23 protein-coding genes are annotated in these 26386 nt (G+C 59.9%); 19 read left to right on the top strand and 4 right to left on the bottom strand.

The features are described 5' to 3' along the window. Positions 1-13: 13 nt before the first annotated feature. From ACM6JQ_RS00795 to ACM6JQ_RS00780, 4 genes are all read left to right on the top strand, one after another. The gene (locus ACM6JQ_RS00795) at positions 14-415 is read left to right on the top strand and encodes a lysozyme inhibitor LprI family protein (protein WP_007911252.1); all 402 of its coding nucleotides are present in this window, start codon (positions 14-16) and stop codon (positions 413-415) included. A 209-nt stretch (positions 416-624) separates the two neighbouring features. Next, complete coding sequence (locus tag ACM6JQ_RS00790; protein WP_007911254.1) at positions 625-879, top strand: type II toxin-antitoxin system RelE family toxin; 255 nt, start codon at positions 625-627, stop codon at positions 877-879. Beyond that, the gene (locus ACM6JQ_RS00785) at positions 863-1186 is read left to right on the top strand and encodes a helix-turn-helix domain-containing protein (RefSeq protein ID WP_414893082.1); all 324 of its coding nucleotides are present in this window, start codon (positions 863-865) and stop codon (positions 1184-1186) included. Before ACM6JQ_RS00790 ends, ACM6JQ_RS00785 begins: the two co-directional genes overlap by 17 nt. Positions 1187-1215: 29 nt before the next feature. Beyond that, on the top strand, positions 1216-1632 hold the full coding sequence (locus ACM6JQ_RS00780) for a DUF3010 family protein (RefSeq protein WP_150729892.1): 417 nt from the start codon (positions 1216-1218) through the stop codon (positions 1630-1632). Positions 1633-1769: 137 nt separating this feature from the next. On the opposite strand, the gene ACM6JQ_RS00775 is transcribed toward ACM6JQ_RS00780, so the two are convergent. Continuing rightward, positions 1770-2714, bottom strand: coding sequence for a GlxA family transcriptional regulator (locus tag ACM6JQ_RS00775; RefSeq protein WP_007911268.1), 945 nt, complete (start codon positions 2712-2714; stop codon positions 1770-1772). 192 nt (positions 2715-2906) lie between these two features. Between ACM6JQ_RS00775 and choX the strand changes: the two genes are divergently transcribed. From choX to ACM6JQ_RS00745, 6 genes are all read left to right on the top strand, one after another. Then, on the top strand, positions 2907-3851 hold the full coding sequence (gene choX, locus ACM6JQ_RS00770) for a choline ABC transporter substrate-binding protein (RefSeq protein ID WP_414893081.1): 945 nt from the start codon (positions 2907-2909) through the stop codon (positions 3849-3851). 109 nt (positions 3852-3960) lie between these two features. Beyond that, complete coding sequence (locus ACM6JQ_RS00765; protein WP_414893080.1) at positions 3961-4848, top strand: 3-keto-5-aminohexanoate cleavage protein; 888 nt, start codon at positions 3961-3963, stop codon at positions 4846-4848. 158 nt (positions 4849-5006) lie between these two features. Beyond that, positions 5007-5972, top strand: coding sequence for an L-carnitine dehydrogenase (locus ACM6JQ_RS00760; protein ID WP_095112755.1), 966 nt, complete (start codon positions 5007-5009; stop codon positions 5970-5972). A gap of 228 nt (positions 5973-6200) precedes the next feature. Continuing rightward, positions 6201-6677 carry a thioesterase family protein gene (locus tag ACM6JQ_RS00755; protein ID WP_095112756.1) on the top strand — a complete coding sequence of 159 codons (477 nt, stop codon included), beginning with the start codon at positions 6201-6203 and terminating at the stop codon, positions 6675-6677. A 24-nt stretch (positions 6678-6701) separates the two neighbouring features. Next, positions 6702-7865 (top strand): gamma-butyrobetaine dioxygenase, encoded by a 1164-nt coding sequence (locus tag ACM6JQ_RS00750; RefSeq protein ID WP_414893079.1) that lies wholly within the window; start codon positions 6702-6704, stop codon positions 7863-7865. Between the two features lie 344 nt (positions 7866-8209). After that, the gene (locus ACM6JQ_RS00745) at positions 8210-8473 is read left to right on the top strand and encodes a hypothetical protein (protein ID WP_016983943.1); all 264 of its coding nucleotides are present in this window, start codon (positions 8210-8212) and stop codon (positions 8471-8473) included. An 88-nt stretch (positions 8474-8561) separates the two neighbouring features. Here the strand turns inward: ACM6JQ_RS00745 and ACM6JQ_RS00740 are convergent, their stop codons facing one another. Both ACM6JQ_RS00740 and ACM6JQ_RS00735 read right to left on the bottom strand, forming a co-directional pair. Next, positions 8562-9665, bottom strand: coding sequence for a GlxA family transcriptional regulator (locus ACM6JQ_RS00740; RefSeq protein ID WP_007949927.1), 1104 nt, complete (start codon positions 9663-9665; stop codon positions 8562-8564). A gap of 514 nt (positions 9666-10179) precedes the next feature. Beyond that, a complete protein-coding gene (locus ACM6JQ_RS00735; RefSeq protein WP_414893078.1) occupies positions 10180-11556 on the bottom strand; it encodes an L-serine ammonia-lyase in 1377 nt (458 codons plus the stop codon). 437 nt (positions 11557-11993) lie between these two features. On the opposite strand from ACM6JQ_RS00735, the gene ACM6JQ_RS00730 reads away from it, so the two are divergent. From ACM6JQ_RS00730 to choV, 3 genes are all read left to right on the top strand, one after another. Then, positions 11994-12938, top strand: coding sequence for a choline ABC transporter substrate-binding protein (locus ACM6JQ_RS00730; protein WP_007918300.1), 945 nt, complete (start codon positions 11994-11996; stop codon positions 12936-12938). Between the two features lie 66 nt (positions 12939-13004). Then, positions 13005-13850 carry a choline ABC transporter permease subunit gene (choW, locus tag ACM6JQ_RS00725; protein WP_007918299.1) on the top strand — a complete coding sequence of 282 codons (846 nt, stop codon included), beginning with the start codon at positions 13005-13007 and terminating at the stop codon, positions 13848-13850. Continuing rightward, positions 13847-15025: a choline ABC transporter ATP-binding protein gene (gene choV, locus ACM6JQ_RS00720; protein ID WP_007918297.1), complete on the top strand. Its 1179-nt coding sequence runs from the start codon at positions 13847-13849 to the stop codon at positions 15023-15025. The genes choW and choV overlap by 4 nt, the downstream gene beginning before the upstream one ends. A gap of 187 nt (positions 15026-15212) precedes the next feature. Here choV and betT read toward each other — a convergent pair whose 3' ends face one another. Next, on the bottom strand, positions 15213-17210 hold the full coding sequence (gene betT / locus ACM6JQ_RS00715; protein WP_008085768.1) for a choline BCCT transporter BetT: 1998 nt from the start codon (positions 17208-17210) through the stop codon (positions 15213-15215). A 429-nt stretch (positions 17211-17639) separates the two neighbouring features. Between betT and betI the strand changes: the two genes are divergently transcribed. The 6 genes from betI (at position 17640) to mdtD (ending at position 26309) form a co-directional block, all read left to right on the top strand. After that, positions 17640-18233 (top strand): transcriptional regulator BetI, encoded by a 594-nt coding sequence (betI, locus tag ACM6JQ_RS00710; RefSeq protein WP_007918292.1) that lies wholly within the window; start codon positions 17640-17642, stop codon positions 18231-18233. A gap of 88 nt (positions 18234-18321) precedes the next feature. Then, entirely contained in the window at positions 18322-19794 is a 1473-nt protein-coding gene (betB, locus tag ACM6JQ_RS00705; protein ID WP_077574839.1) for a betaine-aldehyde dehydrogenase, read from the top strand. A gap of 180 nt (positions 19795-19974) precedes the next feature. Further along, positions 19975-21678, top strand: a complete 1704-nt coding sequence (gene betA, locus ACM6JQ_RS00700) for a choline dehydrogenase (RefSeq protein WP_414893077.1) — start codon at positions 19975-19977, stop codon at positions 21676-21678. 283 nt (positions 21679-21961) lie between these two features. Beyond that, positions 21962-23404 (top strand): TldD/PmbA family protein, encoded by a 1443-nt coding sequence (locus ACM6JQ_RS00695; RefSeq protein ID WP_095112762.1) that lies wholly within the window; start codon positions 21962-21964, stop codon positions 23402-23404. After that, the gene (locus ACM6JQ_RS00690) at positions 23404-24741 is read left to right on the top strand and encodes a TldD/PmbA family protein (protein ID WP_414893076.1); all 1338 of its coding nucleotides are present in this window, start codon (positions 23404-23406) and stop codon (positions 24739-24741) included. Before ACM6JQ_RS00695 ends, ACM6JQ_RS00690 begins: the two co-directional genes overlap by 1 nt. Positions 24742-24881: 140 nt before the next feature. Next, positions 24882-26309, top strand: coding sequence for a multidrug transporter subunit MdtD (gene mdtD / locus ACM6JQ_RS00685; RefSeq protein WP_007913788.1), 1428 nt, complete (start codon positions 24882-24884; stop codon positions 26307-26309). The last annotated feature ends 77 nt before the right edge of the window (positions 26310-26386 follow it).

Genomic DNA, 26386 nt, shown 5'->3' with positions numbered 1-26386 from the left:
AGCGGCGACAACAATGAAATCGATCTTCCTGGCTTTGGCTTTGATTGCGACCGGCGTACACGCCGCCGAAGAGTCCGACAACAACCCGTGCGACGCCGTCGAAAACGACGTCCAGACCCTGGAATGCTCGACCTACAGCCGCAGCACCGCCGAAGACCTGCTCAAGGACAACTACGCCAGCCTGACCGAACGCATGCAGACCGCGTACGGCAAAAACGCGACGCAACTGGCGGATATCACCGCCAAACTCAAAACCGCCCAGCAGCAGTGGCTGAAGACGCGGGATGCGGATTGCGCGGTGGAAGCGTTCCCGGCGACGGCGGGGAGCAAGGCGTTCACGATTGCGCAGAATGACTGCGTGGCGCGGATGAGTGATGAACGGTCGGAGTTTTTGGAGTCGATTGGGCAGGAATAGTCCTCAAAATTTGAAGGAAAATTGGCACTGCTTTCTGCAATTGCCTCGTGAATCTCTTCTTACGGCACATGCCGACTTCGCCTACACCTATTGCGTGAAAGCCCCGATCTACGGGCGCTTCACGCAATATCCTGACAACTGTTCTTGATTGGCCACCTTAAAAATATAAGCAAAGATTCGCGAATCTTATAAAAGACTTATATTCTTCCATGAACAGCATCCACTGGACACGAAAGGCCGTTAAGCAACTCTTGAAATTGCACTCTGTGCATCAGGTACAGGTTCGAGATGCCGTTACGGCGCTTGCCGACATGCCTGATGTGGGCAATGTCAAAGCACTGATTGGCCATGACTACTCCTACCGCCTGCGTGTCGGTAATTATCGAGTCATGTTCGACTGGGATGGCGCAATCAAAGTGGTCAGTATTCAAGAGGTCAAGAAACGCGATGAACGCACCTACTGACATCCAAATCATCAACGACGCCGAGGGCAACCCCGCCTTCGTCGTCATTCCCTACGCGCAGTACGTTGCGCAAAAAATGCAGCCCGACCTGATTCCCCATGAGGTCGTCAGCCGGATGGTCGATGGGGCAACACCGATCCGTGCCTGGCGCGAACACCTCAACCTGACTCAGGCAGAAGTCGCCAAACGCATGGGTATTTCGCAACCGGCGTTTGCTCAACAGGAAACGGTGTCCAAGCCACGTAAAGCGACACGCGAGAAAATTGCGTCGGCGTTCGGCATCACCGCCAATCAGCTTGAGCTGTAAGCTGCCCCCTTCACTTCAAGGAATTCCCCATGAACATCTGCGGCATCGAAATCAAAGGCAGCGAAGCGATCATCGCCGTGGCCGCTCTCGACGGTTCGACCCTGAGCCACGTCCCCCTTGCCACCAAGAAAATCGCCCTTGAAGACGATGACGAGGCGGCCAACGTGAAGCTGTTCGCGGCGCAAGTGGCGTCGTTTGTGCGGGAGAATTCGGTTGACCGGATTGCGATCAAGAAGCGCAGCAAGAAGGGTGAATTTGCCGGTGGGCCGACGACATTCAAGATTGAAGGGATTTTGCAGTTGCTCGATGGCTGTGAGGTGACGTTGTTGTCGCCGCAGACGATCAATGCGCAGGCGAAGAAGCACAATTTTGAACTGCCGGGGACATTGAACAAGTATCAGCATGAGGCCTATAAGGCGGCGTGTTCGGCGTTGGTGAAGAAGTAAGCGTTTTTTCAGACAATGAAGATCCAAATGTGGGAGCGAGCCTGCTCGCGAAAGCGGTGGATCAGTCAATCCTGTATTGACTGACACGCCGTCTTCGCGAGCAGGCTCGCTCCCACATTGGTTTTGGGTGCATCCATTCAGGCCTGGGCGGTACGCCGGTCTTCGCGAGGGCAGCGGGCGAAGCGGGCGCGGTAACTGCGGGTGAAGTAGGACGGGGACTCGAAGCCGCAGGCGATGCTCACTTCCAGCACGCTCATGTCGGTCTGGCGCAGTAACTGGCGGGCTTTTTCCAGGCGCAGACGCAGATAGAAATTGCTCGGCGTATCGTTCAAATGCAACCGAAACAAGCGCTCCAGTTGCCGCCGCGTCACCTTGATCGATTCCGCCAATTGCAGCGTAGTCAGCGGCGGTTCGCTGTGCTGCTCCATCTCGCCGATCACTTGCACCAGTTTCTTGTTATTGATGCCGTAACGCGTGGCGACTTCCATGCGCTGGTGGTCTTTGCGTGGACGAATGCGCCCCAGCACAAACTGCTCGCTGACCTGAATCGCCAGTTGCGGCCCATGGGCCTGGGCGATCAGATCGAGCATTAGATCGATAGAAGCCGTACCGCCGGCCGAGGTGATTCGCCGGCGGTCGATCTCGAACAGCTCCTGGGTCACGCTGAGTTGTGGATAAGATTCCTTGAAGGCATCGATGGCTTCCCAGTGCAGGGTCAGGCGATGGCCATCAAGCAGGCCCGCCTCAGCAAGGACGAAGCTGCCGGTGTCGATGGCGCCGAGGGTCACGCCTTCGTTGTCCAGCCGCCGCAACCAGTGTTCAAGGATTGGCGTGGCGAACTTCAGCGGTTCAAACCCGGCCACCACCAGCAGCGTCGCGCCTTTCTTCAGCGGTTCAAGCGCCGCGTCGGCGTTGACCGACATGCCATTGCTCGCCAGCACCGCCCCGCCGTCGGCGCTGAGCACATGCCAGCGATACAACTCGCCACGAAAACGGTTGGCCACGCGCAGCGGTTCAATTGCAGAGATAAAGCCAATGGCGGAGAACCCCGGCATCAGCAAGAAATAGAAATCCTGGGACATGTGCGCCCTCGGTCGGCGGGTAGCGTGGCTCGTTGATACGCCGATTGTCGTCGGCGTTCAAGCGCACAGGTCGCTACAGTGCAAATGCCAGTCGCCGCAGTGCGCTTTTACGGGGGCATAGCTGCGTAACTTTGCATCACCGGCGCGTCAGACGCCGGGAACCACAATAAACGACCTGCCGAGGAACCCGACATGAAACGACTGATCAGCAGCTGTGTTCTTGCACTCAGCGGTACCGCTTTCTTGAGCGCCAGCGTCATGGCGGCCGAACCCGCCTCGTGCCAGAACGTGCGCATGGGCGTGGTCAACTGGACCGACGTGATCGCCACCAGTGCCATGACCCAGGTCCTGCTCGACGGCCTCGGCTACAACACCAAACAGACCAGCGCGTCCCAGCAAATCATCTTCGCCGGGATCCGCGATCAGCGCCTGGACCTGTTCCTCGGTTACTGGAACCCGTTGATGACGCAGACCATTACCCCGTTCGTCGACGCCAATCAGGTCAAAGTCCTCGAAGCGCCGAGCCTGAAAGACGCCCGCGCCACCCTCGCGGTGCCGACTTACCTGGCGGACAAAGGCCTGAAAACCTTCGCCGACATCGCCAAGTTCGAAAAAGAACTGGGCGGCAAGATCTACGGCATCGAACCCGGTTCCGGCGCCAACACCCAGATCAAGGCAATGATCGCCAAGAACCAGTTCGGTCTCGGCAAGTTCCAGTTGGTCGAATCCAGCGAAGCCGGGATGCTCGCTGCCGTCGACCGCGCCGTGCGCCGCAAAGAGGCCGTGGTGTTCTTCGGCTGGGCGCCGCACCCGATGAACGTCAACGTCAATATGACCTATCTGACCGGCAGCGACGGCGCCCTCGGCCCGAACGAAGGCATGGCCACCGTGTGGACCGTCACCGCGCCGAAATACGCCGAGCAGTGCCCGAACATCGGTCGCCTGCTGACCAACCTGACGTTCACCGCCGAGGACGAGAGCCGGATGATGCAGCCGCTGCTCGATCACAAGGATGCTTTCGAATCGGCCAAGCAATGGCTCAAGGATCACCCCGAAGACAAGCAGCGCTGGCTTGAGGGTGTGACCACGTTCGATGGCAAACCGGCCGCTGAAAACCTCCAGCTGACCAGCAAATAACCCTCTATTGAAAAACCCGCTCTCCCAGATGGGAGAGGCAAATGAACCACGCTTCGCAGCCCCGAACAGGGCTGCGGACAGACCCATCACGCCTGAAGGAAACCGCACCATGAACCACGACGTCATCATCACCTGCGCACTCACCGGTGCTGGCGACACGACCGCCAAGAGCCCCCACGTGCCGGTCACCCCGAAACAGATCGCTGCGGCGGCTGTGGAAGCGGCCAAGGCTGGCGCCACGGTTGTGCACTGCCATGTGCGCGATCCGCAGAACGGCAAGTTCAGCCGTGACGTGGCGCTGTACCGCGAAGTGATGGAGCGCATTCGCGAGGCCGACGTCGACATCATCGTCAACCTCACCGCCGGCATGGGCGGCGATCTGGAGATCGGCGCCGGCGAGAACCCGATGGAGTTTGGCCCGAACACCGATCTGGTCGGCCCGCTGACCCGTCTCGCCCACGTTGAAGAGTTGCTGCCGGAAATCTGCACCCTCGATTGCGGCACGCTGAACTTCGGCGATGGCGACACCATTTACGTCTCGACCCCGGCGCAATTGCGCGCCGGCGCCAAGCGCATCACCGAGCTGGGCGTGAAAGCCGAGCTGGAAATTTTCGACACCGGTCACCTGTGGTTCGCCAAGCAGATGATCAAGGAAGGTTTGCTCGATAACCCGCTGTTCCAGTTATGCCTGGGCATTCCGTGGGGCGCCCCGGCGGACACCACCACCATGAAAGCCATGGTCGATAACTTGCCGGCGGATGCGGTGTGGGCCGGGTTCGGGATTGGCCGGATGCAGATGCCAATGGCGGCGCAAGCGGTGCTGCTCGGCGGCAACGTGCGGGTCGGGCTGGAAGACAACCTGTGGCTGGACAAGGGTGTGCTGGCGACCAATGGCCAACTGGTCGAGCGCGCCACAGAAATCCTCAGCCGCCTCGGCGCGCGCGTGCTGACCCCGGCAGAGGGCCGCAAAAAGATGGGCCTGACCCAGCGCGGTTGACCCTCAGCTCAAAAAACGGGGCTCTGACTGCCCCCCAAATTTCACCTGTAGGAGCTGCCGAAGGCTGCGATCTTTTGATTTTGTTTCTCAAGATCAAGATCAAAAGATCGCAGCCTTCGGCAGCTCCTACAGGGATTACCTTCCACGGGAAAATTCCTATGAGCTTTATCACCGAAATCAAAACCTTCGCCGCGCTGGGCAGCGGTGTCATCGGCAGCGGCTGGGTAGCCCGTGCCCTCGCCCATGGCCTCGACGTGGTGGCCTGGGACCCGGCACCGGGCGCCGAAGCGGCACTGCGCAAACGCGTGGCCAATGCCTGGGGCGCGCTGGAGAAAAACGGTCTGGCGCCGGGCGCTTCGCAGGATCGTCTGCGCTTCGTCGCGACCATCGAAGAATGCGTGCGCGATGCCGACTTCATTCAGGAAAGCGCCCCGGAACGTCTGGAGCTGAAACTTGATCTGCACAGCAAAATCAGTGCGGCAGCCAAGCCGAATGCGTTGATCGGCTCAAGCACTTCGGGCTTGTTACCGAGCGAGTTCTATGAGAGTTCGACGCATCCGGAACGCTGCGTGGTCGGCCACCCGTTCAACCCGGTTTATCTGTTGCCGCTGGTGGAAGTGGTCGGTGGCAAGAACACCGCGCCGGAAGCTGTGCAGGCGGCCATGAAGGTTTATGAGTCCCTCGGCATGCGCCCGTTGCACGTACGCAAGGAAGTGCCCGGTTTTATCGCCGACCGCTTGCTCGAAGCGCTGTGGCGTGAGGCATTGCACTTGGTTAACGACGGTGTCGCGACCACTGGCGAGATCGATGATGCGATCCGTTTTGGCGCCGGGTTGCGCTGGTCGTTCATGGGTACGTTCCTCACTTACACGCTGGCTGGGGGTGACGCAGGCATGCGCCACTTCATGTCGCAATTCGGCCCGGCGTTGCAGTTGCCGTGGACGTATCTGCCGGCGCCGGAGCTGACTGACAAGTTGATTGATGATGTGGTCGATGGCACCAGTGATCAGCTCGGTCGTCACAGCATTTCGGCGCTGGAGCGCTATCGTGATGATTGCTTGCTGGCGGTGCTGGAGGCGGTGAAGAGCACCAAGGAGAAGCATGGGATGAGTTTCAGCGAGTGATGTGTCTGGCATGACATCGCTGCCCTCACCCTAGCCCTCTCCCGGGGGGAGAGGGAACTGACCGTGGTGTTTTTGCGAGCTACGCCGATTTGCACTACTGAGTCGAACTCAAGACTTGAAAGACTTGAAGATCTGCTCCCTTTCCCCCTCGCCCCCCTTGGCGGAGAGGGCTGGGGTGAGGGGGTAGCTCTTGATCTTAACGACCCGCCAACTGCCGGAACCCAAACCATGCCCCACCTCACCACCTACCAAACCAAAGTCATCCTCGACTGGGTCGACTACAACGGCCACCTGCGCGACGCCTTCTACTTGCTGATTTTCAGCTACGCCACCGACGCCCTGATGGACCGCCTCGGCATGGACAGCAACCACCGCGAAGCCAGCGGCCACTCGCTGTTCACCCTCGAACTGCACCTCAATTATCTGCACGAAGTGAAGCTCGACACCGAGGTCGAAGTGCACACGCAAATCATCGGTCACGACAGCAAACGTCTGCACCTCTATCACAGCCTGCACAAGGTCGGTGATGCGCAAGAGCTGGCCGGCAACGAACAGATGCTGCTGCACGTCGACCTCGCCGGCCCGCGCTCGGCGCTGTTCAGCCCGGACACCTTGAACCGCCTGCAAGACATCATCGCCGAGCAGAAAGACTTGCCCGCTCCCGCTTACATCGGCCGCGTCATCGCGCTGCCACCTGCAAGGTAAATCCATCAATCGCAAGGAGCCGCTATGAACACCGCTGCCGCTGTTGCCGATTTCCGTACTTATCCGTTGATCAGCGCGCTAAGCGGCGTGCAGACCCTGGCGGATCGCGTTGCCATCGCCTGGGCTGACGGTCGCGTCAGCCCGTTTCACCATGTCTGGTTGCGGGACAATTGCCCGTGCCCGAAGTGCGTCTACAACGTCACCCGCGAACAGGTGTTCGAGATTGTCGACGCCGCTGAAGACCTCAAGCCTGTCGCCGCGCATATCGATACTGACGGCTGCCTGCGCATTGACTGGCAGGACGGCCACCTCAGCCGCTTCGATCCCGGTTGGTTACGCGCACACGCCTACGACGATGATTCCCGCGCCGAACGTCTGGCGGGCAAACCCAAGTCTTACCTGTGGCACAGCGATTTGCAGTTGCCGGTGTTCGACTATTCGGCACTGATGAACGACAACGCCACCCTGCTGCAATGGATGATCGCCATTCGCGACATTGGCCTGACGCAGGTGCGCGGCGTGCCCACTGAACCCGGCTCGCTGAAACTCATCGCGCAGCGCATTTCATTCATCCGCGAGAGCAACTTCGGCGTGCTGTTCAACGTGCAATCCAAAGCCGATGCCGACAGCAATGCCTACACCGCTTTCAACCTGCCCTTGCACACGGATCTGCCAACTCGCGAGCTGCAACCGGGGCTGCAATTTCTGCATTGCCTGGTAAACGCCGCCGAGGGTGGCGAGAGTATTTTTGTCGATGGCTTTGCGATTGCCGATGCGTTGCGCAGTGAAGACCCGGCGTCGTTTCGGGCCTTGTGTGAAATCCCGGTGGAGTTTCGCAATAAGGACCGCCACAGCGACTATCGCTGCCTGGCGCCGATCATTGCGTTGGATGCCTTGGGACGCGTGACGGAGATTCGTATGGCGAACTTTCTGCGCGGCGCGTTTGATACGTCGGTGGAGCAGATGCCGGTGCTGTATCGGGCTTATCGGCGATTTATTGCGATGACCCGTGAGCCACGGTTTCGGCTCATGCAAAGGCTCAATCCCGGTGAGCTTTGGTGCTTCGATAACCGCCGCACCCTGCATGCGCGCAATGCGTTTGACCCGGCGACCGGGGCACGGCATTTTCAGGGTTGCTATATCGACCGGGATGAGTTGTTGTCGCGGATTCTGGTGTTGCAGCGCTAGACCATAAAAAGATCGCAGCCTTCGGCAGCTCCTACAGGGAAATGCATTCCAATGCAGGAGCTGCCGAAGGCTGCGATCTTTGCTTTTCAGCAGGCAAAAAAAGCCCCGATACCAGCCGTGACTGGATCGGGGCTCAAGCTACTGTTGAGGAGCTGCCGTGCGAGGGTGACCAAACCTTCGTGTTGCAAGCTGAGTTCAGTGTGCCCACTCCCTTGAGCGGCAAGTTAGCCGAAAACGACCTGTTCATAGCCGTCGCAGCCACTGCGACAAAACGCCCTTGCCGTGCCCCGGCGTGGCTACCAGAATCGAGCCACGACCTCCGTTATTGAAGAAGGATGCGCGTCATGATGTATGCCGATTTGATCGATCAGGAAGATTTGTTGGGCCAGCTCAAGGCGTTGGGTATTCAAGTACCCAGTGGCACGACCGCCGATCAGGCCTGCGAGTGCGCGGTGCGCGGTCTGGATAATGTGCGCGCGTTTGAACTGCGCAAGATGGTCAAGGACATGTACACCAGCGGCGCCAGCATCCAGCCGGCGGTGCGGCAGGCGATCGACAAGCAGTTGTTGCCGGCATTGGCGGACTACCAGCAAAGCCATAGCGCCTGACAGCAGATCAAAAGATCGCAGCCTTCGGCAGCTCCTACATTGGAACGCATATCCCTGTAGGAGCTGCCGCAGGCTGCGATCTTTTGCCTTACAGCCTTACGCTGGCAAACGTCGATTCATTACGCGCCTGACTCAACGCCGACATCGGCCCCGACAGCGGCGACATCACGATGGCCTGCGGCAGCGGCAACATCGCCACTTGTTGAGTGGTGTTGGAACCTACGCGCTCGTCACGCGGCGGAATGCCGAAGTATTCGCGATAGCACTTGGAGAAGTGCGGCGTCGAGACGAAACCACACACTGACGCCACTTCGATGATCGACATCGGCGTTTGCTTGAGCAATTGCCGGGCGCGGATCAGACGCAGCTTCAAGTAATAGCGCGACGGCGAGCAGTGCAGGTATTTCTGGAACAACCGCTCCAGCTGTCGACGCGACACCGCGACGTACACCGCCAGCTCATCCAGGTCGATCGGCTCTTCGAGGTTGGCTTCCATCAGCGCGACGATTTCCTGCAGCTTCGGCTGGTTGGTGCCGAGCATGTGCTTGAGCGGCACACGCTGGTGATCCTGTTCGTTGCGGATACGTTCGTAGACGAACATCTCCGAGATCGCGGCGGACAGTTCACGGCCGTGATCGCGGCTGATCAGGTGCAGCATCATGTCCAGCGGCGCGGTGCCACCGGAGCTGGTGAAACGATTACGGTCGAGGGTAAACAAACGCGTGCTCATGGCCACGCGCGGGAAAGCTTCCTGCATCGCCGCCAGACATTCCCAGTGCACGCTGCAATCGAAACCGTCGAGCAACCCGGCGCAGGCCAGGGCCCAACTGCCGGTGCACACGGCGCCGAGACGCTTGGACTGACGCGCCTGGCTTTGCAGCCAGGAAACGTGTTCACGGGTAACGGTGCGTTGAATGCCGATGCCGCCGCAGACAATCACAGTGTCCAGTGGCGGGGCTTTGTGCATGGAGGCGTCTGGCGTGATTTGCAGACCGTCACTGGCCCACACCTGGCCGCCATCGACGGTGAGAGTGCTCCAGCGATACAGCTCGCGACCGGACAATTGGTTGGCCATGCGTAGAGGTTCTACTGCGGAGGCCAGAGAAATCAGCGTGAAATTGTCCAGCAGCAGAAAGCCGATGGATTGAGGCGCACGGTTCTGGGGTTGGGCCCCGGAGTTGAACGACGTCATCGCGGTATCTCCTCACACAAAGCGGGTGATGGCCTCAGGCGGAGGCTCTTGTTATTGCCAGCGTTCTCGCGTGGGAGACGGGCTTTGTTATGACAGAGCAATTGCCATGCCTAAAATTGGATGGCCGTTCAATAACTCCTGAAAACGACGTCGCGACGTGTCTATACGAGACGTCCGACAAAAGGTATTTCGAAGTGCCATCAGCGTGGCTGAAAGCCCTGCCCCGCAGCGTGTGAGCAAATCGGTAGCACTTGTGGGAACTGGCCTGCGCGCGGTTTGGGGGGAGTGTCACCGCAAGCACGGGTGACGGACGGTCAGGGCGCGGATCGTATGTAACAGGTGGGAAAGACTCTTATCTGTTTGCGACGCGCTAAAAGGTGGCGTGATTTATTGTCCGTGTTCACTTGGTGAGCAGTTTTGACTGGTCTGACGCTATCGCGAGCAGGCTCACTCCTACAATTGGAATGCGTTCCCCTGTAGGAGTGAGCCTGCTCGCGATTGGGGCAACGCGGTCTCAGCACTCAACCGCGCTGACCGCCAACCCACCACGCGATGTCTCTTTATATTTGTCATGCATGTCGGCGCCGGTATCACGCATGGTGCGGATCACCCGGTCCAGCGAAATAAAATGCTGACCATCCCCCCGCAAAGCCATCTGCGCCGCGTTGATCGCCTTCACGGCGGCGATCGCATTGCGCTCGATGCACGGTACTTGCACCAGGCCACCGACCGGATCGCAGGTCAGCCCAAGGTTATGTTCCAGGCCAATCTCCGCCGCGTTGCACAATTGCTCCGGCGTAGCGCCAAGAATCTCCGCCAGCCCCGCCGCCGCCATCGCGCAGGCAGACCCGACTTCGCCCTGACAGCCCACCTCAGCGCCCGAGATCGAAGCATTCTTCTTGCACAGAATCCCCACCGCCGCCGCACCGAGGAAGTAGTCGACCACGTTGGCGTCCGTCACCGCTTCGCTGAACTTCATAAAGTAGTGCAGCACCGCCGGAATGATTCCCGCAGCGCCATTGGTCGGCGCCGTGACCATGCGCCCGCCGGCCGCGTTTTCTTCATTAACAGCCAACGCAAACAGATTGACCCACTCCATCGCGCTCAGCGTCGAGCCGATCACATTGGGTTTGCCCAACTCCTGAAGACTGCGATGCAACTTCGCCGCGCGCCGACGCACATTCAATCCGCCGGGCAGGATGCCTTCGTGTTTCAAACCCTGCTCGACGCAATCCTGCATCGCCCGCCACAGCTTCATCAGCCCGGCGCGGATTTCTTCCTCGCTGCGCCAGACTTTTTCGTTGGCCATCATCAATTCAGCGACGCGAAGATTGTTCCGCTTGCACAACTCCAGCAACTCGACCGCGCTGGAAAAGTCATAAGGCAATTCAGTGCGATCCAGATCAACGACGCCGCTGGACGCCTGCGCTTGATCGACGACAAAACCACCGCCCACCGAATAGTAGGTGTCGCGATGCAGTTCGCCGTGATCGCCCTCGGCCACAATCGTCATGGCATTGGGGTGGAACGGCAGGTTTTCGTCGTTCAGGCGCATGTCCCGCGCCCAGACAAACGGCACCGACAAACGACCATCCAATAGAAGGGTATGAGTTTCGCGCAGCGCCTGAATGCGCGGGCCGATCTGCGACGGGTCGATTGCGTCCGGCCACTCGCCCATCAAGCCCATGATCACCGCGTTGTCGCTGCCGTGACCGATACCGGTAGCAGACAGCGACCCGAACAATTGCACTTCTATACGGCGCACCTGTTCCAGTTGGTGCTTGTCCCGTAGCGACTCGACGAACAACGCCGCGGCGCGCATGGGTCCGACGGTGTGGGAACTGGAAGGGCCGATGCCGATTTTGAACAGGTCGAAAACACTGATAGCCATTGCTGCAGAGCTCCTGAGGATGCCGGTCCGGGACGCAAAAGCGCCCGCTGGCGGAGCTGCTACGCTCAAGCTGCGATCCGCCGGAATGCCCGCATCATCAGGCTTTTGTCCGGACGCACGGCGTCTGACACCGACGCACTCATGTCCACCAGCGCCGCGCCGTTTTCGCCCCGGTTTTTCGCCGTTTTTGTACGGTTCAGATGGCCATTCGGGGCTGAAAAAAGCTGTAAGCGACGTCACTGACACTGGATGCGACCATCCCTGTACTGGATACGACCCCCCCTGTAGGCGTCAGATTTTCACTGGTACATGATCGTTATGACTCGATTGCAAGGCGCCGTGGTAGAGCTGTCTCCAGAACGCCATCCAACCGCAACCTATAAGTGCGGTGGTCCACAGTCGGAACACTGCCAAAAAAAACACCAAGGAGTCCATCCATGAAAGGTTCCCCGTCGTTGTTGTTGGCCGCCATGCTGAGTCTGCCGTTACTGGCGCAAGCTGCAGAACCGGCACAGTGCAGTACCGTTAACTTCTCTGATGTCGGCTGGACCGACATTACCGCCACCACCGCTACCACCTCTGTTGTGCTCAACGCCCTCGGCTACAAAACCAAGACCACCATGATCTCCGTGCCCGTGACCTACAAGTCGCTGGCCGACGGCAAGAACATGGACGTGTTCCTCGGCAACTGGATGCCGACCATGGAAAACGACATCAAGGCCTACCGCGACGCGGGCACCGTGGAAACCGTGCGCACCAACCTCAAGGGCGCCAAATACACCCTCGCCGTGCCGCAAGCCCTGTATGACAAAGGTCTGCATGACTTCGCCGACATCGCCAAATTCAAGAAAGAGCTCGACGGCAAGATCTACGGCATCGAGCCTGGCAACGACGGCAACCGTCTGATCCAGAGCATGATCGACAAGGACGCCTTCGGCCTGAAGACCGCCGGTTTCAAAGTCGTCGAATCATCGGAAGCGGGCATGCTCTCGCAGGTGGATCGCGCGCAAAAACGCGACACAGCGGTGGTCTTCCTCGGCTGGGCGCCGCACCCGATGAACAAACGCTTCAAGATTCAATACCTGACCGGTGGCGATGATTTCTTCGGCCCCGATTTCGGTGCTGCAACCGTGGCGACCAACACCCGCAAGGGTTACGCCGAGGAATGCAGCAATGTTGGTCAGTTGCTGAAGAACCTGGAGTTCACCGTCGACATGGAAAGCGAACTGATGGGCAACATTCTCGACGACAAGATGAAGCCTGACGCGGCCGCCAAGGCCTGGCTGAAAAAGAATCCACAAGTGCTCGATACCTGGCTCGCTGGCGTGACCACCATTGACGGTAAACCTGGCCTGGAGGCCGTGAAAGCCAAGCTTCAGTAATCGCTTATGCCGGGCGGGTTCGCCCGCCCGGGCTGTTTATTTCCTTGCATGCGGACGTTCACTACCATGCTGATTGATCAGAAAATACCTTTAGGCCAGTACATCGCGGGCTTCGTTGAATGGTTGACGCAACACGGCGCCAACACCTTCGACGCAATCGCCGTGACCCTGGAAACGATGATCCACGGCGTGACGTTTGCGCTGACCTGGTTCAACCCACTGGTCTTGATTGGCCTGATCGCACTACTCGCTCACTTCATTCAGCGTAAATGGGGCCTGACCGCGTTCGTCATCGCCTCCTTCCTGCTGATCCTCAATCTGGGGTACTGGCAGGAGACCATGGAAACCCTCGCCCAGGTCATGTTCGCGACCCTGGTCTGCGTGGTCATCGGCGTGCCGCTGGGCATCGTCGCCGCGCACAAACCGATGTTCTACACGGTCATGCGTCCGGTACTCGATCTGATGCAGACCGTACCGACCTTCGTTTACCTCATTCCTACCCTGACCCTCTTCGGGCTGGGTGTGGTGCCAGGCCTGATCTCCACGGTGGTGTTCGCCATCGCTGCGCCGATCCGCCTGACCTACCTGGGCATCCGCGATGTCCCGCAAGAACTGATGGACGCCGGCAAGGCCTTTGGCTGCTCGCGTCGTCAACTGCTCTCACGGATCGAACTGCCTCACGCCATGCCGAGCATCGCAGCCGGCATCACCCAGTGCATCATGCTGTCGTTGTCGATGGTGGTGATCGCGGCACTGGTAGGCGCCGACGGACTCGGCAAACCGGTGGTCAACGCACTGAACACTGCTGATATCGCCCTGGGCTTCGAAGCGGGCCTGGCGATCGTACTGCTGGCGATCATGCTCGACCGTATCTGCAAACAACCCGACGCCAAAGTAGGGGGTGACGCATGAGCATAATTCGCTTCGAAGACGTCGACGTAATCTTCTCCAAAGATCCACGCGAGGCACTCAAGCTGCTCGATCAGGGCATGACCCGCAACGAGATCCTGAAGAAGACCGGCCAGATCGTCGGCGTGGAAAAAGCCTCGCTGGACATCAACAAAGGCGAAATCTGCGTGCTGATGGGCTTGTCGGGTTCCGGCAAGTCGAGCCTGCTGCGCTGCATCAACGGCCTCAACACCGTGAGCCGCGGCAAGCTGTTCGTCGAGCATGAAAACCGCCAGATCGACATCGCCTCTTGCACCCCGGCCGAGCTGAAAATGATGCGCACCAAACGCATCGCCATGGTGTTCCAGAAGTTCGCCCTGATGCCGTGGCTGACGGTGCGCGAGAACATCAGTTTCGGTCTGGAAATGCAGGGTCGTCCGGAGAAAGAACGCAAGAAACTCGTCGATGAAAAACTCGAACTGGTCGGCCTGACCCAATGGCGCAACAAGAAGCCGGACGAACTCTCCGGCGGCATGCAGCAACGTGTCGGTCTGGCGCGGGCACTGGCGATGGACGCCGATATTCTGCTGATGGACGAACCGTTCTCGGCGCTCGACCCGCTGATCCGTCAGGGTCTGCAGGATGAACTGCTGGAACTGCAACGCAAGCTGAGCAAGACCATCGTGTTCGTGAGTCACGACCTCGACGAGGCGCTGAAACTCGGTAGCCGCATCGCGATCATGAAAGACGGCCGGATCATCCAGTACAGCGTGCCGGAAGAGATCGTGCTGAACCCGGCGGACGACTATGTGCGTACCTTCGTCGCACACACCAATCCGCTCAATGTGCTCTGCGGTCGCAGCCTGATGCGCACGCTGGACAAGTGCAAACGCATCAATGGTTCGGTGTGCCTGGATCCGGGTGGCGATTCGTGGCTGGACCTGGCCGAAGGCAACACCATCAAAGGCGCACGGCAAAATGGTTCGGTGCTGAACCTGCAGAACTGGGCACCGGGGCAAGCGGTGGAAGGCCTGGAGCGCAAGCCGACACTGGTGGACTCGAACATCGGTATGCGTGATGCGCTGCAGATTCGTTATCAGACCGGCAACAAGCTGGTGCTGCACGATGACAATCATGTGGTGGGGATCCTGGGCGACAGCGAGTTGTATCACGCGTTGCTGGGCAAGAACCTCGGTTAAGGAGGGATAAAAAAAGGGATCGCGGTGAGCGATCCCTGATCGTTCCCACGCTCTGCGTGGGAATGCAGCCCGGGACGCTCCGAGTCCCACAACAGCGGACGCGGAGCGTCCATTGATGCGTTCCCACGCGGAGCGTGGGAACGATCACGCAAAAGGGGCTCAATCGAGCCCCTTTTGTTTTAGCGGTTTAGCTGTACACCCGGCCAAGGAGCTGCCGATGGCTTTCAAACTGATCGAGCACATCCCGCGTGATCTGATCCTGCGTGAAGCCCATCAGGTCGTAATCCTGGCTGCCGTTGTGCAGATACACCTCCGCGCGGTAGTAACGCTGACGCGCTTCATCGGACTGCGCCGATTCAGTCGGGGTCGCCAGATAGCCGTCCAGGCTCACTTCGTAAACGAAAGGGTTGCCCTCTTCCATCTCGACGCGCACGCCCATGCAACGCTTGGATTTACCCAACAGCGTCTGCACTTCCAGCCCCTGCGCACGCATCTGCGCGGTGGCATCTTCCAGCGCCGGGCTGACCTGCTTGTCCATGAAACGCTGCACCACCGATTGGCTCGGTTGCAGGTCCAGTTGCGTCAGACGCTCGCTGAAACCACGACGACCGCGCTCCGCCAGTTGCGCTTGCTCCTGTTCGATCTGCACGTCCTGACGCATCGCCTTGTGCAGGCCGAACATGAAGAACACCAGCACCACCGAGAACGGCAGGCCAGCCAACACGACCATGGTTTGCATGGCTTCGAAGTTACCGGCAAACAGCAGACCGATGGTCACCAGGGTGATCACCACCGACCAGAAGATCCGCAGCCAGTGCGGCGCATCTTCATCGACGTTGCCGCCCTTGCAGGACAGATTCGCCATCATCACCGCGCCAGAGTCGGCCGGGGTCAGGAACAGTACGAAACCAACAAAGATCGACACACCGATGACGACTTTCGACGCCGGGTAGTGCTCAAGCAATTGATAAATCGCCATCGACGGCTGTTCCAGGGCCGTCTTGCCCAGCTCCACCGCGCCATGGTTCATCACCAGGTCCAGCGCCGAGTTACCGAAGATCGACAGCCAGGCCAGGGTAAAGCCCAGCGGAATCAACAGCACGCCAGCCACCAGCTCACGCACGGTACGACCACGGGAAATACGCGCGATGAACATGCCAACGAATGGCGCCCAGGAAATCCACCACGCCCAGTAGAACAGCGTCCACAGGCCCATCCAGCGCTCGGACTTGGCGTTATCGCCCTCGTACACATAAAGGTCGAAGGTTTTCAGCACGATGCCATTGAGGTAGTCACCGATGTTCTGCACGAAGCCGTTGAGCAGGTGCAGGGTCGGGCCGAACAGCAATACGAAAATCAGCAGACCACTGAACAGCACGATGTTCAGGTTGGACAGACGACGGATGCCGTTTTCCACGCCGGACACGGCAGCGATGGTCGCCACGGTGCTCATCACGATGATCACGATCAACAGGTTGGTGTTGCTGTGTTCCATGCCGAACAGGTTTTCCAGCCCCGACGACACTTGCAGCGAACCAATCCCCAGGTTCGTCACCAGACCCAGCAGGGTCACGAACATGCCGAAGCCGTCCACCGCGTGACCGGCCGCACCCTTGACCCAACGCTCGCCGACCAGCGGATACAGCGCCGAACGCAGGGCCAGCGGCTGGTTATGCCGGTAAGCAAAGTACGCTACGGCCAGACCAACCAGTGCGTAGATCGCCCAGCCGTGCAGGCCCCAGTGCAAGAAAGTCAGCTGTACAGCCTGACGCGCGGCCATGTTGCTGGCCGATGCGCCTTCCGGCGGATTGAAGTAGTGATCCAGTGGCTCGGATGCGCCGAAATACAACAGCGAAATACCGATACCCGACGAGAACAGCATCCCCGCCCAGGCGCCGTAACTGAAATCCGGGGTGTCGTCCTTGCTGCCCAGTTTGAGTTTGCCGTACGAGGAAAACGCCAGGCCCACCACAAACACCAGGTAGGCGGCGATGACCACCATGTAGTACCAGCCGAAGCTGCGCGACAACCAGGCCTGAGCGATACCCAACAGTCTGCCGGCCTCTTGCGGGGCGATAATCAGAATGGCGGTCAACAAAAGAATCAGCGCGGTAGAGGTGTAAAACACCCAACCGTTGACCGTCACCTTCTCGGGCGGGGTCTTTATAAGCGAGGCAGAACTCATGGCACAAATGCTCCAGGCAGTGCGAGAGAAGAACACAAGGCAACACGGAACCCGACCAATCGGTTAGTTGGCAGCCGACCGGCGGGTGATATAAAGACATCCCGAAAAAAGCCCGAACCTGCCGAAATGGCGCTGCGAATCGCTTTCGTGGCCGAAGGTGGACGGACGTTCATCCGAAACCTGGCCGTGAGCGTCTTGCCCTTTCAACACGTCCATCGAATCGCGAACCGCGCCATGCCCCACGCAGGTTTCGAGCTGTTTCAGATGTCGGTTTTATCGCCACTTACACGTAGGAAAAATCTGTAGGCAGCGACGATTTGTCGCAGATCTTATTCTTTGTTGATTGAACGTTCAATCAAAACAAAATAGACTGGCCGTCAATCCGATAGGCGTCATTCGCCGCTAGGAAGGCCTAAGGAGATGTGCAAGATGCCCAAGGTCGGTATGCAACCCATCCGCCGCCAACAACTGATCGAAGCCACTTTGCAGGCGGTCGATCAGGTCGGAATGGGGGACGCCAGCATTGCGCTGATCGCCCGTTTGGCCGGTGTCTCGAATGGCATCATCAGTCATTACTTTCAGGACAAGAACGGCCTGATTGCCGCCACGATGCGGTATCTGATGACCGCCCTCAGCGAGAGCGTCACCGCGCGCCGTCAGGCGCTGGCAGATGACAGCCCACGGGCGCATCTGCAGGTGATCATCGAAGGCAACTTCGACGCCAGCCAGGTCAATGGCCCGGCAATGAAAACCTGGCTGGCCTTCTGGGCCACCAGCATGCACCAGCCGTCTTTGCACAGGTTGCAGCGGATCAACGATCACCGTCTGTATTCCAACCTGTGCTGCCAGTTCCGCCGTGTGCTGTCGCTCGAAGATGCGCGCAGCGCAGCACGAGGACTGGCAGCGTTGATTGACGGCTTGTGGTTGCGCGGTGCTTTGTCGGGAGACGCTTTCGACACGGCGCAGGCGCAACAGATCGCTTACGAATACATGGATTTCCAATTGGCCAAGAAGGTGAGCTAGAGCACACAGAAAACGCTCGGCCCCTGAACGCCACCGCAGCCTCACCGCGGTGGTCAACGCCAACCACCAATGCACTTGCGAGGACACTATGGCCCGTTTCGAACTGCAAAAACTTTACATCGATGGCGCGTACTCCGACGCCGGCAGCGATGCCACCTTCGAAGCCATCAACCCGGCTAACGGTGAAGTCCTCGCACTGGTGCAACGTGCGACCAAGGAAGACGTCGAGCGCGCCGTAGTCAGCGCTGAAAAGGGCCAGAAAATCTGGGCCGCGATGACCGCAATGGAGCGTTCGCGCATCCTGCGTCGCGCCGTCGACATCCTGCGCGAGCGCAACGATGAACTGGCCGCGCTGGAAACCCTGGACACCGGTAAATCCTTCTCCGAAACCAAGTACGTCGACATCGTTACCGGCGCTGACGTGCTGGAATACTACGCAGGCCTGGTACCGGCCATCGAAGGCGAGCAGATTCCACTGCGCGACACTTCTTTCGTCTACACCCGTCGCGAGCCGCTGGGCGTTGTCGCCGGTATCGGCGCGTGGAACTACCCGATCCAGATCGCCCTGTGGAAATCCGCACCAGCCCTGGCGGCCGGTAACGCGATGATCTTCAAGCCAAGCGAAGTCACCTCGCTGACCACCCTGAAACTGGCCGAGATCTACACCGAAGCCGGCGTTCCAAACGGTGTGTTCAACGTACTGACCGGCAGCGGCCGTGAAGTCGGCACCTGGCTGACCGAGCACCCGCGCATCGAAAAAATCTCCTTCACCGGCGGCACCGACACTGGCAAGAAGGTTATGGCCAGCGCTTCGGCTTCGTCGCTGAAAGACGTGACCATGGAACTGGGCGGCAAGTCCCCGCTGATCATCTGCGACGACGCCGACCTCGATCGCGCTGCCGACACCGCGATGATGGCCAACTTCTACAGCTCCGGTCAGGTCTGCACCAACGGCACTCGCGTGTTCGTTCCGGCGCACCTGAAAGCCGCGTTCGAAGCCAAGATCGTTGAACGCGTTGCGCGCATCCGCGTTGGCAACCCGGAAGACGAAAACACCAACTTCGGCCCGCTGGTCAGCTTCGCGCACATGGAAAGCGTGCTCGGCTACATCGCCAAGGGTAAAGAACAAGGCGCTCGCGTCCTGTGCGGCGGCGACCGTCTGACCGACGGCGAATTCGCCAAAGGCGCATTCGTCGCGCCAACCGTGTTCACCGATTGCACCGACGACATGACTATCGTCCGTGAAGAAATCTTTGGCCCGGTGATGGCGATCCTCTCCTACGAAACCGAAGAAGAAGTGATCCGCCGCGCCAACGACACCGACTTCGGCCTGGCCGCCGGTATCGTCACCAAAGACCTGAACCGCGCACACCGCGTGATTCATCAACTGGAAGCCGGTATCTGCTGGATCAACGCCTGGGGCGAGTCCGACGCAAAAATGCCGGTTGGCGGTTACAAGCAGTCGGGTGTCGGCCGTGAGAACGGCATCAGCTCGCTGAACAACTTCACCCGCATCAAATCGGTACAGGTCGAGCTGGGCGATTACGTTTCGGTGTTCTAAGACCCGAGATTTGCATTGCCCGCGAAGGCCTCTTCGCGGGCAAGCCCGCTCCCACAGGTTTGGAGTCGTCCATCCAATTTGTGGCAGCCCCCAATCCCTGTGGGAGCTGGCTTGCCAGCGATTCGAGTGCACAGCACTCGCCAAGGTCCGACCTGACCACTATCAAAGAGGGTGCATTCAATGTCCCAAGAATTCGATTACATCATCATCGGTGCCGGCTCGGCCGGTAACACCCTGGCGACCCGTCTGACTGAAGACGCCGGCGTCACCGTTCTGCTGCTTGAAGCAGGCGGCCCGGACTACCGTTTCGACTTCCGCACGCAAATGCCGGCTGCCCTGGCGTTCCCGCTGCAAGGTCGTCGTTACAACTGGGCGTACGAAACCGATCCAGAGCCACACATGGACGGTCGCCGGATGGAATGCGGTCGCGGCAAAGGCCTCGGCGGTTCCTCGTTGATCAACGGCATGTGCTACATCCGTGGTAACGCCATGGACTACGACGGCTGGGCAAAACTGCCAGGTCTGGAAGACTGGTCGTACCTCGACTGCCTGCCGTACTTCCGCAAAGCCGAAACCCGCGACATCGGCCCGAACGACTACCACGGTGGCGAAGGCCCGGTCAGCGTGACCACGCCGAAGGCTGGCAACAACCCGCTGTTCCACGCCATGGTTGAAGCTGGCGTACAAGCCGGCTACCCGCGCACCGAAGACTTGAACGGTTACCAGCAGGAAGGCTTCGGCCCGATGGACCGCACCGTGACGCCGAACGGCCGTCGTGCCTCCACCGCCCGTGGCTACCTCGACACCGCGAAAAAGCGTTCGACCCTGACCATCGTCACCCACGCCCTGACCGACAAGATTCTGTTCGAAGGCAAGCGTGCCGTTGGCGTGCGTTACCTGGTTGGCGACGCCGAAGAGCGTGTCGAAGTCAAAGCGCGCAAAGAAGTGCTGCTGTGCTCCGGCGCCATCGCTTCGCCGCAGATTCTGCAGCGCTCCGGTGTCGGTCCTGCCGAACTGCTGAAGTCGCTCGACATTCCGGTCGTTCACGACCTGCCGGGCGTCGGTGAAAACCTGCAGGATCACCTTGAGCTGTACCTGCAATACGCCTGCACTCAGCCGGTTTCGCTGTACCCGTCGCTGCTCTGGTACAACCAGCCGGCCATCGGTGCCGAGTGGCTGTTCAACGGCACCGGCATCGGCGCCAGCAACCAGTTCGAAGCCGGCGGTTTCATCCGTTCGCGTCCGGAATTCGAATGGCCGAACATCCAGTACCACTTCCTGCCAGTGGCGATTAACTACAACGGCAGCAACGGTGTGAAAGAGCACGGTTTCCAGGCGCACATGGGTTCCATGCGCTCGCCAAGCCGTGGTCGCATCCAGGCCAAATCGAAAGACCCGCGCCAGCACCCGAGCATCCTGTTCAACTACATGGCTACCGAGCAAGACTGGCAGGAATTCCGCGACGGCATCCGCCTGACCCGTGAAATCATGCAGCAGCCGGCACTCGACGCTTTCCGTGGCCGCGAAATCAGCCCGGGTATCGAAGTGCAAACCGATGAGCAGTTGGACAAGTTCATCCGTGAGCACGCCGAAACCGCGTTCCACCCGTCCTGCTCGTGCAAGATGGGCACCGACGAGATGGCTGTGGTTGATGGCGAAGGTCGCGTGCACGGCATGCAGAGCCTGCGTGTGGTCGATGCCTCGATCATGCCGATCATCACCACCGGCAACCTCAACGCGCCGACGATCATGATCGCCGAGAAAATCGCCGACAAGATCCGTGGTCGCAAACCACTGCCGCGCAGCAATGCTGCTTACTACGTGGCTGGCGATGCGCCGGTGAAGGGCAAGCCGATGCGTGATATCACCCCGGCGGCTCAGTAAGACGTAATACCGCGTCACGGCTAATCGCTGGCAAGCCAGCTCCCACAGGGTTTTGCGTCGTTCACACATATTGTGTTCACCAAAAAACCTGTGGGAGCCTGGCTTGCCAGCGATGGGGCCCTCAGATTCAGCACAAATTCCCTCGCTGCACAGTAAATCCCCCTACACCCCCTCTTCACTTGATCCTACCCCCACGCAGGCCTACTCTAGACCTCGCGCAACCGTTTCACCCCTCCCCGCCGAGTAGCCTCACCCCGCTTCCCCCTGACAAGGAGGTTCCCGAATGTTCGATTTCCACCCCCAGCTCAAGCAGCGCTTCGCTGCCTTGCGCACGGGCGCTGAGTTCTTTTCCCTGCGATACGTACGCGAGTCCGGGCAGTACCTGTCGGTACGTAAAAACGTCGCCGAACCGCCGAGCCTGAGCCGCGACGAAGGCGCGATGCTCACCGTTCGGGTCAATGGTGTTGAGGCCTACGCGGCGACCAACGATCTGTCGCAACAAGGTCTGCAAGCCGCCCTCGAACGCGCCGAGCTGCAAGCCCGTCGGCTCAAGCCGCACGCCTTGCTCGACCTGCGCGATCAGCCAGTGTCCAGCGATCGCGCTGATTACTTTTCGCCCAATCTCGAACAACCCTTCCCGTCCCTGAGCGAATGCTTCGAGCTGCTCGGTGCGGAATCCGCCTCGGTGCCAAAGGATGAGCGCCTGGTGAATTGGCAGGTGAGCATTGGCATCACCCACGTCGAACAGATCTACCTGAGCAGCGCCGGGGCTGAATTGCGCCAGGCCCAGCGCTTCGTTTATCCAGGCCTCGACGTCACCGCTTACGACGGCAATGACAGCCAGACTCGCAGCCTCGGTCGCGAGAACTTCGGCCAACAGGGCGGCGCTGATGTGATCAGCCGTTGCGGTTTGATCGGCGCCGGTCCGCAAGTTGCCGATCAGGCCCTGCAACTGCTGCTTGCGCCGAACACCCCGCAAGGCCCGCGCGACCTGCTGTTGATGCCGGACCAGATGATGCTGCAGATCCACGAATCCATCGGCCACCCGCTGGAACTCGACCGCATCCTCGGCGACGAACGCAATTACGCCGGCACCAGTTTCGTCAAAGCCAGCGACTTCGGCAGCCTGCAATATGGTTCGAAACTGCTCAACGTGACCTTCGATCCAGGCATTCCCGAAGAACTGGCCAGCTATGGCCACGATGACGACGGCAGCAAGGCCAGCAAACAATTCCTGATCCGCGATGGCCTGTTGCTGCGTCCGCTGGGCGGGGCGCTGTCGCAGTTCCGCGCCGGTCTCGATGGCGTTGCCAACAGCCGCGCCTGCGGCTGGAACCGTGCGCCGATCGATCGCATGGCCAACCTTAATATCGAGCCGGGCGATCAGCCACTGAACAAACTGATCGAAGGCATCGAGAACGGCATTCTGATGAGCACCAACCGTTCTTGGTCGATCGACGATGCGCGCAACAAATTCCAGTTCGGCTGTGAATGGGGCCAGTTGATCGAAAACGGCGAACTCAAAGGCGTAGTAAAAAACCCGAACTACCGGGCGATTTCCGCGCACTTCTGGAAAAGCCTGCGCGCCGTCGGCGACGCCAACACCGTCAAGGTGCTGGGCACGCCGAACTGCGGCAAGGGCGAACCGAACCAGGTGATCCGCGTCGGCCACGCTTCGCCGGCCTGCGTATTCAGCAACGTTGATGTGTTTGGGGGAGACGCCTGATGAGCATTTCGAAGAGTCAGTCCGACGCCTTCAAGGTCATGGTCGAGTGGCTGCGCGACAGCGTGCGCGAGCCGGAACAATTCACCCTCAGCTTTGCCGCCGAATCCTCGGCGTTCGTGCGTTTCAATCACGCCAAGGTACGTCAGGCCGGACAAGTGCAGCAGGCCAATATCGTCCTGAAACTGATCAACGATGGTCGCCACGCCGACCTTCAGGTCACCCTGTCCGGTGATCAGGAAGGCGATCTGCAACGGCTTGCCGAAGGTCTGCAACAACTGCGCGAAACCCTGCCGTTGCTGCCGCAGGATCCGTATCTGTTGCTCAACCACAACGGCTGGCAGAGCCAGAACGTGCAGGAACATCCGCTGCCGGACACTGAACAGGTGGTCGATGAAATCTGTGCTGCCGCTGAGGGTCTGGACTTGGTTGGCTTCTATGCCGCCGGCCCGATCAGCCGTGGCTTCGCCAGTTCTTCGGGAGCGTTTGGCTGGCATCAGGCCAACAGCTTCAACTTCGATTTCAGCCTGTTCCACGAGAACGGTGAAGCGGTGAAAGCCAGCTACGCCGGGCATGACTGGAGCAGCGAAGGTTTCGCCAAGCGTTTCCAGCAGGCACGTGAGCAACTGGAGTTTCTCGGCCGCCCGCTGCGCACCTTGGCGCCGGGGCAGTACCGTGCGTATCTGGCACCGGCGGCGCTGGAAGAAATCATGGGCATGCTGAGCTGGGGCGGTTTCTCGGCGCAGTCAATCGCGAGCAAGAGCAGCCCGTTGCAGAAGTTGTATGTCGGCGATCAGGCGTTCAGTCCGCTGCTGTCGCTGGATGAAAAAGTCAGTGAATCGCTGAGCCCGGCGTTTTCCGGCGAAGGTTATCCGCGCAGCGATCTGCGGCTGATCGTCGAAGGCAAGGCCGGCGATCAACTGGTCGGTTCGCGCAGCGCCGCCGAATATGGCCTGGCCGCCAACGGCGCCGGCGGCGGTGAAATGCCAAGTGCGTTGAATATGGCGGCGGGTGATCTGGCGCAAGCAGAGATCCTCAAGCAGTTGGGCACCGGGTTGTACATCAGCAACCTGTGGTACCTGAACTACTCGGATCAACCAGCGGCGCGCATGACCGGAATGACCCGTTTCGCGACCTTCTGGGTCGAGAACGGCGAGATTCAGGCGCCGGTCAGCACCATGCGCTTTGACGATAGCGCCTACAGCCTGCTCGGTTCGCAGCTGGAAGCGTTGACCGCCGAGCGCGAGTTGCTGCTGTCGGCGAGTACGTACAGCCAGCGCAATACCTCGTCGGCGTTACTGCCGGGGGCGCTGGTCAGCCGTTTAACCCTGACCCTCTGACGGTGATCGTTCCCACGCTCTGCGTGGGAATGCAGCCGGGGACGCTCTGCGTCCCAGCCAAAAGCGGACGCGGGGCGTCCGTTGAGGCATTCCCACGCGGAGCGTGGGAACGATCATTAACCCCAACGACAAGAGGTTCCATGCCCAACCGCCCGCCTCTCGACGCCATCACCGCCCGCTGGTTGCCGTGGGTCGTCGCCATCGCTTTCTTCATGCAGTCCCTCGACGGGACCATCCTCAACACCGCCCTGCCCGCCATGGCTCGCGATCTGGCCGAAGACCCCTTGCGCATGCAGGGCGTGATCATCGCCTACATGCTCACTGTGGCCTTGCTGATCCCGGCCTCGGGCTGGATCGCCGACCGCTTCGGCACCAAGAAAATCTTCTTCGGCGCGATCCTGCTGTTCAGCTTCGGCTCGCTGCTCTGCGCTTTGTCGAGCAGCCTGAGCATGCTGATTGGCGCCCGGGTCATTCAGGGTCTGGGCGGTGCGCTGATGCTGCCGGTCGGCCGACTGGTCGTGCTGCGCGCTTATCCACGATCCGAGCTGGTGCGGATCATGGGTTTCATCACCATCCCCGGCCTGCTCGGCCCGTTGATCGGCCCGACCATGGGCGGCTGGATGGTCGAATACCTGACGTGGCACTGGATCTTCCTGATCAACCTGCCGGTCGGCGTGATCGGCTGCTACGCGGTGTGGAAGTTCATTCCCGACCTGCGCGGCACTGAGCGTACGCGCTTCGATAGTCTGGGTTTTCTGTTGTTCGGCGCGGCGATGATCCTGATCACCATCGCCATGGAAGGCCTTGGCGAGCTGCACTTGCCGCACCTGCGGGTGATGTTGCTGTTGTTCGGTGGCATGGCCTGTCTGGCGGCGTACTGGTTGCGCGCCGGGCACATCGAAAACCCGCTGTTCGCACCGTCGCTGTTCAAGACCCGCACGTTTGCCGTCGGCATTCTCGGCAACCTGTTCGCCCGTCTCGGCAGCGGTGCTCTGCCGTTTCTGGTGCCGTTGCTGCTGCAAGTAGCGCTGGGCTATTCGCCGTCGCAAGCGGGGATGAGCATGCTGCCGCTGGCCGCTGCGGCGATGATTGCCAAGTGGGTGGCGCGGCCGCTGATCGAGCGGCTCGGCTATCGCATCGTCCTCACCGGCAACACCTTGGCGCTGGGGATCATGCTGGCGAGCATGGGTCTGGTCAGCGAGCAAACGCCGTACTGGCTGTTGTTGTGCCTGCTGGCGATTCTCGGCGCGATCAATTCGCTGCAATTCACCGCGATGAATACGGTGACCCTGATCGATCTCGACGATGCCAGCGCCAGCAGTGGCAACAGTTTGCTCTCGGTGGTCGCGCAGTTATCGCTGAGTCTCGGCGTTGCTTGCGCTGGTGCATTGCTCGGTGGGTTTACCGCGGAGATCGGTAACGATGGCGTGGAAACCGTGCTCGGTGCCTTCCAGCTGACCTTCGTCACGGTCGGGATCATGGCAATGCTTGCCGCGACGATCTTCTCGCAACTGTCGAAGGAAGACGGCCGCCGCGCCAAACGCCCGGAAGAACACATCGAACATTAACCACTGTTCGTCCAGAACTTTCGAAGAAAGTGGCACGGGGCTGCTACACTGCGCGACATTTTGTTTTGCAGGCCAGT

This window comes from Pseudomonas sp. IT-232MI5 (assembly GCF_949767845.1).
Lineage (GTDB): Bacteria > Pseudomonadota > Gammaproteobacteria > Pseudomonadales > Pseudomonadaceae > Aquipseudomonas.
Note: the sequence above shows the minus strand (reverse complement) of the source record. Positions and strands in the feature narration are given on the sequence as shown.

Excerpts from the sequence above, each read along its gene's own strand:
- ACM6JQ_RS00795 (WP_007911252.1), top strand. The coding sequence starts at position 14 with ATGAAATCGATCTTCCTGGCTTTGGCTTTGATTGCGACCGGCGTACAC.
- ACM6JQ_RS00790 (WP_007911254.1), top strand. The coding sequence starts at position 625 with ATGAACAGCATCCACTGGACACGAAAGGCCGTTAAGCAACTCTTGAAA.
- ACM6JQ_RS00785 (WP_414893082.1), top strand. The coding sequence starts at position 863 with ATGAACGCACCTACTGACATCCAAATCATCAACGACGCCGAGGGCAAC.
- ACM6JQ_RS00780 (WP_150729892.1), top strand. The coding sequence starts at position 1,216 with ATGAACATCTGCGGCATCGAAATCAAAGGCAGCGAAGCGATCATCGCC.
- ACM6JQ_RS00775 (WP_007911268.1), bottom strand. The coding sequence starts at position 2,714 with ATGTCCCAGGATTTCTATTTCTTGCTGATGCCGGGGTTCTCCGCCATT.
- choX (WP_414893081.1), top strand. The coding sequence starts at position 2,907 with ATGAAACGACTGATCAGCAGCTGTGTTCTTGCACTCAGCGGTACCGCT.
- ACM6JQ_RS00765 (WP_414893080.1), top strand. The coding sequence starts at position 3,961 with ATGAACCACGACGTCATCATCACCTGCGCACTCACCGGTGCTGGCGAC.
- ACM6JQ_RS00760 (WP_095112755.1), top strand. The coding sequence starts at position 5,007 with ATGAGCTTTATCACCGAAATCAAAACCTTCGCCGCGCTGGGCAGCGGT.
- ACM6JQ_RS00755 (WP_095112756.1), top strand. The coding sequence starts at position 6,201 with ATGCCCCACCTCACCACCTACCAAACCAAAGTCATCCTCGACTGGGTC.
- ACM6JQ_RS00750 (WP_414893079.1), top strand. The coding sequence starts at position 6,702 with ATGAACACCGCTGCCGCTGTTGCCGATTTCCGTACTTATCCGTTGATC.
- ACM6JQ_RS00745 (WP_016983943.1), top strand. The coding sequence starts at position 8,210 with ATGATGTATGCCGATTTGATCGATCAGGAAGATTTGTTGGGCCAGCTC.
- ACM6JQ_RS00740 (WP_007949927.1), bottom strand. The coding sequence starts at position 9,665 with ATGACGTCGTTCAACTCCGGGGCCCAACCCCAGAACCGTGCGCCTCAA.
- ACM6JQ_RS00735 (WP_414893078.1), bottom strand. The coding sequence starts at position 11,556 with ATGGCTATCAGTGTTTTCGACCTGTTCAAAATCGGCATCGGCCCTTCC.
- ACM6JQ_RS00730 (WP_007918300.1), top strand. The coding sequence starts at position 11,994 with ATGAAAGGTTCCCCGTCGTTGTTGTTGGCCGCCATGCTGAGTCTGCCG.
- choW (WP_007918299.1), top strand. The coding sequence starts at position 13,005 with ATGCTGATTGATCAGAAAATACCTTTAGGCCAGTACATCGCGGGCTTC.
- choV (WP_007918297.1), top strand. The coding sequence starts at position 13,847 with ATGAGCATAATTCGCTTCGAAGACGTCGACGTAATCTTCTCCAAAGAT.
- betT (WP_008085768.1), bottom strand. The coding sequence starts at position 17,210 with ATGAGTTCTGCCTCGCTTATAAAGACCCCGCCCGAGAAGGTGACGGTC.
- betI (WP_007918292.1), top strand. The coding sequence starts at position 17,640 with ATGCCCAAGGTCGGTATGCAACCCATCCGCCGCCAACAACTGATCGAA.
- betB (WP_077574839.1), top strand. The coding sequence starts at position 18,322 with ATGGCCCGTTTCGAACTGCAAAAACTTTACATCGATGGCGCGTACTCC.
- betA (WP_414893077.1), top strand. The coding sequence starts at position 19,975 with ATGTCCCAAGAATTCGATTACATCATCATCGGTGCCGGCTCGGCCGGT.
- ACM6JQ_RS00695 (WP_095112762.1), top strand. The coding sequence starts at position 21,962 with ATGTTCGATTTCCACCCCCAGCTCAAGCAGCGCTTCGCTGCCTTGCGC.
- ACM6JQ_RS00690 (WP_414893076.1), top strand. The coding sequence starts at position 23,404 with ATGAGCATTTCGAAGAGTCAGTCCGACGCCTTCAAGGTCATGGTCGAG.
- mdtD (WP_007913788.1), top strand. The coding sequence starts at position 24,882 with ATGCCCAACCGCCCGCCTCTCGACGCCATCACCGCCCGCTGGTTGCCG.